Consider the following 9,655-nt stretch of genomic DNA (forward strand, 5'->3'; position numbering starts at 1 on the left):
GTCCCGATACTCATTTTTCAATGTTCTTGGCTATAAAACACGACAGCTAGTATTCTTTTGCATAATTAAGCTGTCTTATCGATTCCTTTAACAATAAAATTAGTCGGTTAGCTAGATTAGGATAAAAAGACATGTTGCCTTCTGTTGTCAGTGAACAGGTCGTTAAAAGCTTAAGAAAGTACGTTAAGTCGGCTTTCAACATGAATAACCCTTACTTCGAAAGTGAGGGGCATTCAATGATGGATAGATTCCTGAGTGAACAAGAAAATCTGGTGAAAGGGCCATATCTCTCGATCCAATTACCATTCAGACAAAGTCATCTTCCACTGGATTTTTTTGAAAATCTTGAATTGCCATTTCCTCCCTATGCGCACCAAGCGATTGCTTATCAACGCTTGTCAACTGAAATGCCAAAACCTACCTTGGTAGCAACCGGAACAGGTTCCGGTAAGACAGAGTGTTTTCTTTACCCATTGCTCAACTATTGTGCGGGACAAAAAAACAAAGGCGTTAAAGCGATAGTTATCTATCCCATGAATGCATTGGCGACTGACCAGGCCAAGCGTTTTGCTTCAACTATATATAAAGACAAGAATTTACAAGGCAACGTACAAGTTGGGCTTTTTGTTGGTGGAGAGCAGCGGGATACCGCGGTAACTAATATGGGGCCTCAGGAAGTGATTACCTGCAAGCATCACTTGAGAAAGAATCCGCCCGATATCTTGTTAACTAACTACAAGATGCTGGATTACTTGTTGATGCGCCCTGAAGATCAAAGTCTCTGGGAACACAATGAGCCAGGAACCTTGAAGTATCTCGTCGTGGATGAACTGCACACTTTTGATGGCGCGCAGGGTTCTGATTTAGCCTGTTTGATTCGTCGCTTAAAGTACCATCTATCAGTTGATAATGAAGGTTTCGCCTGTGTAGGGACATCGGCAACGGTGGGTGACAACGTCGAATCTCTACTTGAGTATGCAAGTAATATTTTTGATAGCAAATTTGATGAAAGCTCTGTGGTTAGAGAAGACAGATATCTCTACGAAGAATACTTAAAAGGTGCTTCAGTAGATTACTTCTCTTATCCAAGCTTTGATGAGCTAGAGAGGTTGTGTGCTTCGGCCTATTTAACGGAAGTTGAGTACCTGAATGCGCAACTGGACGTATGGTTTCCTGACGCGCATATTCATTTGCCTGAAGATATAGAAAGTGATGCTGGAAGATTATCTCGAATTGAGCTTGGCAAAGCGATTGTTTCCCATCGTTTTTTCCATTCCTTGCTTCAAATGATGAATGGAAAAATCGCTTCATTTCGTACACTTTCTTCTGATATCGGCTCTGCTTTTTCTATTTCAGAGGCCGATGCAGGTCTTGTCATACAAAGTTTTTGCTCTCTAGTCTCTATTGCGCGAAATGCAGTTGAAGAAGCGAATGATAAACGTGAACAAAGATTGGCTGAAGGTAAACCAAGGCCTGTTTTGCCTTTCCTGCAGGTGCGCCATCAATTGTGGTTCCGAGAGCTGCGTCGACTTGTCGCAAGTGTGAATCCAGAGCCTCACTTAAACTTTGGTGATGATATCTCAGATGATATGAGGGAAAAATTTCTACCCGTCATTAATTGCCGAGATTGTCACGCCACAGGCTGGGGTGGTTTTGTCAAAGGACAGGTTGAACAACTGGATAGTCAACTGGATGTTTTTTATCGCTTATTCTTCGGTGGTAATCACAGTGTTCGAGTCGCATTTCCTATTGAAGAAGACAGAGACACTCCTAACAAAGGCCAAATCAGGCGGCTTTGCACAAAGTGTTTGTCTTTAAACAGTGACGCCCAAACCGCGGGTTGCAAACATTGCGATCATTCGGAATTAGTGAGGGTTTTCTTGCCGGACTTAGTCAAAATTAGCGAGAAAAAAGGACCCCATTTCAGTAATGATTGCCCTTACTGCCAAAGTAAGAATGGACTTTCTATTGTTGGTGCACAGTCTGCGACCTTATCTGCAGTAGCCATTAATCAGCTATACAGTAGTCGATACAATGAAAACAAAAAGCTAATTACTTTTTCTGACTCTGTACAGGATGCCGCTCACCGGGCCGGCTTCTTTGCGTCTCGAACTTGGCCGCTCATGATGCGTGGTCATATGGGAACTGTAGCCCAGCATGCAGAGGGAATGAGTCTCTACGAATTTGCGCAAAAAGTAGTGCAAGCAGCTAAAGATAAATGCGGCAGCTCCGAGTCATTTGCAGCAACGTTTATTGCACCGAATATGGAATGGTTAAATGACTACCGCGAAATGGTGGAAAGTGGGAAACCGTTGCCTGCTGGTAGCCTGTTACCCACACTGATTGAAAAACGCTTAAATTGGGAAGTATTCAGTGAGTTTGGATTGAGAGCATCTTTTGGGCGAACACTCGAAAAAACGGGTGAATATACGACCGATGTATGCAGTCAGCACCTTATCGAATTGGTGTCACGATTACACGCCGCGTTGATTGATGAGCTGGGTGCTGAAATACATGGTGTCAATGATGAAGATGTACTTCATTTTTGCTTGGGTGTTCTTCAGAGGATGCGCCACAAGGGTGCTGTTATTCACGACTCACTTAGTCGTTATATCTCTGATGGTGGAGAAACCTATTATCTCACCAAGATTGATAAACAGACATCAAAATACATGCCTAACTGGGGTAACAAAACAAGAACTCCAGCTTTTTTGACGTTTGAGAAAAACAAGCGTTTTGATCAGATCGTTGGCAGCAAGTCTAAGCACTCCTGGTACCAGAACTGGTTAATAAAGTGCTTTGGTAAGCATGACAACATCATGATCGCCAATCATACGCAAACAATTTACAAACTCACGTTAGATGCCTTGAGAAGAGGAGGAATTCTTCGCGAGTGTGATGCGAAGCATTGCAAAGTGTGGGGGATAGAGCCTTCTGCTCTAAGGCTATCAACTACGACGGTTGCTTTGGGTTGTGATACCTGTTCGGAGCAAATGATTGTAGCCGAGGCTTCAGTTGATTACTGGAAAGGTCAACCTTGTTCGCGAGAGTCTTGTATTGGTCATCTTTCCATAGAAAAGTCGCTGCCAGAAAAAGAGTGGTCACACTCGCAAGTTTGCCGAGTCAATGCGGCTGAACATACTGGTTTGCTTGAACGTACAGTGAGAGAACAAACTGAGAATGCGTTCATTAACGGTGGCGATGCATGGTCAGTGAATCTGTTGTCGGCTACCCCAACCCTTGAGATGGGTATTGATATTGGCGACCTGTCATCAGTATTGCTTTGTTCTGTCCCCCCAGCGCAGGCTAACTATTTGCAGAGAATCGGACGTGCTGGCCGAAAGGACGGTAATGCGTTCAATATGACAGTTGCGGAAGGTAACCCGCACGATCTCTTTTATTTTGAAGAGCCTGTGGAAATGATGGCTGGCAGCGTTAACGCGCCTGGTGTTTTCCTTGATGCGTCGGCAATTCTGGAACGGCAACTCACGGCTTTCTGTATGGACCGTTGGATCAAAACGGGTATCGATGGCAGTGCCATTTCTAAACGTGTGAAACAGATGCTTGACGCGACAGAGGCGGGCCTAAGAGATCAATATCCATACAACTTCTTGGATTTTGTAGATTCTGAGAAGGAATCACTATTTACGCAATTTACCCAAGTTTTCCATGCGCTTTCTCCTTCTTCCTACGACAAGCTTAAAACGTTTATTATTGGCTCGAGTCAAGAGTATGGATTGGCACCGAAAATACAGGAAGCGCTTGAGATGCTGGTCAAAGACCGTAAATCTCTTAAACATCGCGCAGAAAAGTTAAAGCGAAGCATCGATAAGCTCAAGTCTTCACCTATTAAAGATCAAAACTACGCGAGTGATCTTAGCGAGTTCGAAAATGAACGAAATGCTCTACTAGCACTTTTAAGAGAGATCAATGGTAAAAGCACGCTGAACTTCATGACAGATGAGGGTTTGCTGCCTAACTATGCATTCCCAGAAGCCGGTATTACTTTGCGTTCAGTTCTTTGGCGCAAAAAAGACACCATTGAACTTGAAGATGGTAAGAGCCAGTACGTCACATCTACATTTGAATATGAGAGACCTGCTGCGGCTGCTATTTCGGAACTTGCTCCTACCAATTACTTTTATGCAGGTGGGCATAAAGTAGAAGTAGAGCAGATTGATATGAAAGTCTCTGAACCAGAGACTTGGAGGGTTTGCAGCCACTGCAACCACAGTGAACTTTTAGAGAGTGACCAGTTCTCAACTTGCCCTAAATGCGGTCACCCTGGTTGGTCAGATTCAGAGCAAAAAATGCGAATGCTTAAACTGCGCCAGGTTTATGCACGATCTAGTGTTAGGGATTCGAAAATCACGGATGATGCTGACACGAGGACGCCCGCATTTTTCCAAAGGCAGATGCTAGTCTCATTTAGGCCTGAAGACGTCGAATTTGCTTATCAAGTCCAAAACAAATCTATTCCTTTTGGCTTTGAATATATTCGCAAAGTCGCCATGCGTGACATTAATTTTGGTAGCCCAATCGAGGAGGCTAACGAGTTTTATGTGGCTGGAGAAAAGAAGAAAAAATCCGGCTTCAAAGTGTGCGCAGATTGTGGGTTTGTTCAAAAAGGTAAAGGGCCTGAAAACCACGATATAAGTTGTAAATACCGTGGCACGGTAATGGAAGCAAAGTACGAAGATTTTCTTTTCCTTTATCGCCAGCTTGAATCAGAGGCTATTCGTATTCTTCTGCCTGTAAGTGGATATGGCAATGGACAAGTCACAGAGGCATCTTTAAGTGCTGCATTGCAATTGGGCATGAAGCGCTATTTCAAAGGTAGCGTTGAACATATCAAAGGCACAATCTACCGTGAACCTGAAGATGCAGGTGAGAGCTACCGACATTACTTGGTTATTTACGACTCAGTACCTGGTGGAACCGGTGCGTTAAAAGAGCTCATGCAGGAGCCAGCTAACTTATTGTCGCTGTTAAATCTAGCATTGGAAGTTATCGAGCATTGTGGCTGTGCTTCCGAAGGTAAAGACGGATGTTATCAATGCGTCTATGCGTACAGAGATCGTGGCAAGATGAGGTCGATTTCTCGCGAGCATGCGCGCGGATTGTTAAAATCGATACTTGACGATGAAAGTGCATTGGTAAAAGTGAATTCATTGTCTGACATTTCAATCAATAAGATGCTTGAATCTGAATTAGAGAAGCTATTCGTAGAGACTCTACAGCAAAGCGTTTCTGAATTTGTCGTGACTAAAGAGTACCTGAGAGGGAAAGCTGCTTGGATTGTGTCATCGAAGCTAAACAATGACGCTACTTGGCATCTTGTACCTCAGGAAAATCTCGGAGAAAAAGAGGGGGTGTATATTGATACACGTCCAGACTTCATTTTATATCCGTCATCTGATTTAAAGCAGGTTAAACCGATTGCAGTCTATTTGGACGGTTTTGTTCATCACTACAACATCGTTCATGATGATGCTGAGAAGCGCAACGCAGTTCTAGATAGTCAAAAATACAACGTTTGGACACTTTGCTGGAATGATTTAGCAAAGCCGGATGATAAGCATGTCAAAGATGTAATTGGCCTTAATCGTCAGGATGTTGCACTTAAAGATCAAAAGGGGCATTACAGCAGGCTCTTAACAAAGAACTACCAAATGTTACGAAGCAGCTATGAGAATCAAAATAGCTTCTCTTTGTTAAAAAGATATCTCCATGACCCACAAACAACATCTTCCTTGTTCCAACAAGCCATGTTTGCGAACAGTTTCTATTGGTTGGCAATAGCAGCATCTAAAGACGTCGCGAAGAAAAATAAGTTTGAATATGAAATGCGTGAGAATTCAGATTCAGCAAGACTGCCCGAACTTTGCTTGGATGTTCCGTATTTCTTTGGTGGGCTTTTAGACTCGATTAATACTTCTCAACGAAGCATTGAATTAGCGGCAGTAATGCCAGTTGAGGTCTATATAAATGCGGTAGCGAATAAAGTGCAAGGCCAAACACCTTTTGTGTATGCCGAGGCAATGACGCGCTTACATGCTTGCTTTGATGATAGATACCCAGAGGATGATGGCTATGAACAAGCACTTTATGGTTATTGGAAGCTGGTGAACCTAGCTCAGTTTATGAGTGATTTTTCTTTTACGTCACGTAAGTTACTGGAAAGTGGTAGCGTGAATCGTGTAATAAAAGCTCAAAATGTTGAACCCGAAGCTGAAATAAGCGGATTGCAAACATTGCCTGATGAATGGGCTGAACTGATTGAACTGGAAGTTATCGATGAGTCCATTGCCTTCTCAATGATTGAGCATGATATTTCGGCTCCTGAGGTTGGTTTTTCTTTGGTTAGTGAGGAAGGAGAGATCATTGCAGAGGCTGAACTTGCATGGTTAGAAGAAAAAGTTGCAGTGTTGTTGCCTGAGATGGGTGCATTTAAAGAGCAGTTTGCAGGCGAAGGTTGGCGAGTGATAGTTGGCGAATTGACGGATCAGACATTGCAGGAAATAAAACAATTTATGGGTAATAACTAATATGACAGCAGTTGAAATGCCAAAGGTAGCTATTGCAGGAGACTTCCTGATGTCTTTTGCGAGAATTCCTAAACAGCAGCAGAAAAAAGTTCAAGAATTTATCAGTAAGTTTCGCCAAAATCCTACGAGCTCTGGCATTAACTATGAAAAGATTCGCGATGCAAAAAGTTCTAATGTTCACTCTGTTCGTATAGATCAAACCTATCGTGGAATCGTGTTGAAGCCCGAAAAAAGCAACCTTTACATGCTTATGTGGGTTGCTCATCATGACGATGCTTATGACTGGGCGAGACGCCATGACTGCCTTATTCATCCATCTACTGGTGCAATCCAGATAGTAGAAATCAGTAATGTTGTAGAACAACCGCGAGTTGAAACGCTTGAGACTCAAATCCAAAAAGCACTATTCGCGGACTTCACTCGAGAGCAAATACTCGCTCTAGGTGTCCCTAGTGACTTTGTAGATGCTGTGCTTTCTCTTGTCTCTGAAAGAGAGCTGGAGTCGCTGGAGAAAAAATTACCTTCTGAAGCTTATGAGCCTCTCTATTTGCTAGCGGCTGGCGAGGATTTCGATGAGCTGGTTGCTACCTACAATGAGTCACTTGGCGAGACTGTAGATGTAACTGACTTTGAAGCGGCTCTGGAAAGAACATCATCTCAACGTAACTTCCGCATGGTTACTGATGACCTTGAGCTCCAGAAAATGTTGAATGCTCCACTTGAGAAGTGGCGAGTATTCTTACACCCAAGCCAAAGAAAGCTAGTTACTCGCGAGGCCAAAGGCCCTACACGAGTTCTTGGCGGAGCAGGCACGGGCAAAACAGTTGTGGCGATGCATAGAGCTGTTTATTTAGCTCAACAGATCACGGATGCTAAAACGAAAGTTCTTTTCACCACATTTACCCGCAATCTAGCTTCTGACATCAAGGCTAACTTGAAGAAAATTGCCAGTGAAGAACAATTGGCGAAAATTGAGGTTACCAATATTGATGGATGGATTTCTCGATTTCTGAAGCGTTTTAATTACGACTACAAGGTGGTTTACGAAGAGAATAGTGAGCGTAAGCAGTGCTGGAAATATGCTATTGATCAAGCGCCAACTGAGCCTTTCTTCCCTGAATCTTTCTATGAAGAGGAATGGCGACATATTGTTCAACCTAATGCCATTAAAACGAAAGCAGACTATTTTAATGTGAGTCGTGTTGGCAGGGGAACGCCATTGAGCCGTATTCAGCGTGCAAAAATATGGCCCGTATTTGATGAATTCCGAAACCAAATGAACCGTAAGCGCTTGCGGGATATGAATGATGCCATGTTGGATGCCATTGACATTATCAAAGAGCAGAAGGTCTTATTGCCTTATTTATCAATAATTGTAGATGAGGCTCAAGATATGGGAAGTCAGGCTTTCTCTTTACTTCGAGCAATTGTTCCCGAGCAAGAGAATGATCTGTTTATCGTTGGAGATGGGCATCAGCGTATTTACAGAAATAAAGTTGTGCTTGGACGCTGCGGCATCAATGTTCGTGGCCGTCGTTCCCAAAAACTGAAGATTAACTACCGCACAACTGAAGAGACCAGACGTTTTGCAACGTCGATTCTGAACAATGTGCAAGTAGATAACTTAGATGGGGAGTTTGATAAATCTACAGACTATCTCTCCCTTTTTCATGGCGACCTACCTATCGTTAAAGTGCTGCCATCGTATGAAAAGGAAGTTGATTTCGTTAAGCAACAACTAGATTTGCTTTTGAGTAACGACGTCCCGTTGAAAGATATCTGCTTGGTGGCAAGAACAAATTATGTCCGGGATAGCTATGCAAAATCGTTAAATGACAAAGGTGTGGACACGTATGCGCTATCTGCTGACAGTTCGGACAGTGAGAAAGCTGGCCTTCGCGTAGCAACGATGCACCGCGTAAAAGGACTTGAGTTTAAATACATCTTCATTGTTGGCGTTAACAAAGATGTAGTACCGCTAAAGAAAGCGTTAACTGAAGACCCTGTTGAGCGCCGTGACTATGACTTCAATGAGAGGGCCTTGCTTCATGTGGCAGCCACTAGAGCGATTAAAGGGCTTTATGTGACGGCATCGAATAACCCAAGTCAGTATCTCTCAGATTTTATTTGAACTAAAGTTTGTCAGTAAACTGGCTAGTTGGGGCAATGCCGCTCAGTTAAGAGACAATTGAGCGACTGAACGATCCAACAGATCGCTTATAAAGGCTCTAAGTACCCAAACTTAGAGCCTTTTATTTTGCAACTAACTGAGGAAGGATAAATGCAAACACATGGGCATATTTTAATAAGAGTGTACTTTTTCTATCGGACTGAACTAGTAATAATTACTTTACTGCAATGACTGCTGTGCTAGTAATAATTACTTCACGCCATCATGGATGCCATGCTTGATTTCTCCTAATTTAAGCTCTTGGCGGTTTCTTATTTATGGGCAGAGTTAAAGCTCCGCCATTAACGCATAACCTATTGTTTTAAATGATTTTTTAATTTCACCTTTTCGTTTTTAAATATTAAAAGTAAATTTTCACTATTAATATAAAATTAAATTGGTTAACATTTAGTCAGCTGGGGTTTCTAAACAGGGATTGAATGAAGCAATTTAATATTGGTATTACTCATTCTGAAGCTTGTCTGAAAGATATCTCCCTCGATGATGAGCTTTTACAAATTGTTCAAACGGCAAACCCAGTCGGCATTACAAAGATGTCTTCTCTTCTGTATGAAGGGAACGCTGCTCTCTTGCACGTATTAGCTGAGCAGTCTCCACTCATGTGCTATCGATATCGCAACAACCTCTACTTGCTGTCAGGCTTCTTCACCTATACCAAACTTGCCTACTACATTGCATCCAACGAAGAGGCCAACAATCAAAGATTCCCGATCAAAATTTACGACCGTAAACCAGTTGCTGAAATACGTCGATTGCTTGCACTCCATAGTCTTTGTAACAGCTTGCTCAACGAAGGTGGACTTCACCGCTCAGAAGCTGTTGGTGAGTATCTCACTAGCTGGTTTAGAAAAGATGCTAATGCGAGGAGTATTTATCAGTCTTCGGAATGGCGAACCCTCTATCCGCAATTAACCAC

General features: G+C 42.8%; 3 protein-coding genes. All 3 read left to right on the plus strand.

What is annotated here, in order from left to right:
- Positions 1-131: 131 nt before the first annotated feature.
- On the plus strand, positions 132-6,548 hold the full coding sequence (locus LRP50_RS08470) for a DEAD/DEAH box helicase (protein WP_274164021.1): 6,417 nt from the start codon (positions 132-134) through the stop codon (positions 6,546-6,548).
- Between the two features lies 1 nt (position 6,549).
- Positions 6,550-8,679, plus strand: coding sequence for a UvrD-helicase domain-containing protein (locus LRP50_RS08475; RefSeq protein ID WP_274164022.1), 2,130 nt, complete (start codon positions 6,550-6,552; stop codon positions 8,677-8,679).
- A gap of 479 nt (positions 8,680-9,158) precedes the next feature.
- A partial coding sequence (locus tag LRP50_RS08480; protein ID WP_274164023.1) for a hypothetical protein occupies positions 9,159-9,655 on the plus strand: 497 nt, incomplete at its 3' end.

Origin of the sequence: Enterovibrio gelatinilyticus (assembly GCF_028683095.1) — a bacterium.
Lineage (GTDB): Bacteria > Pseudomonadota > Gammaproteobacteria > Enterobacterales > Vibrionaceae > Enterovibrio > Enterovibrio gelatinilyticus.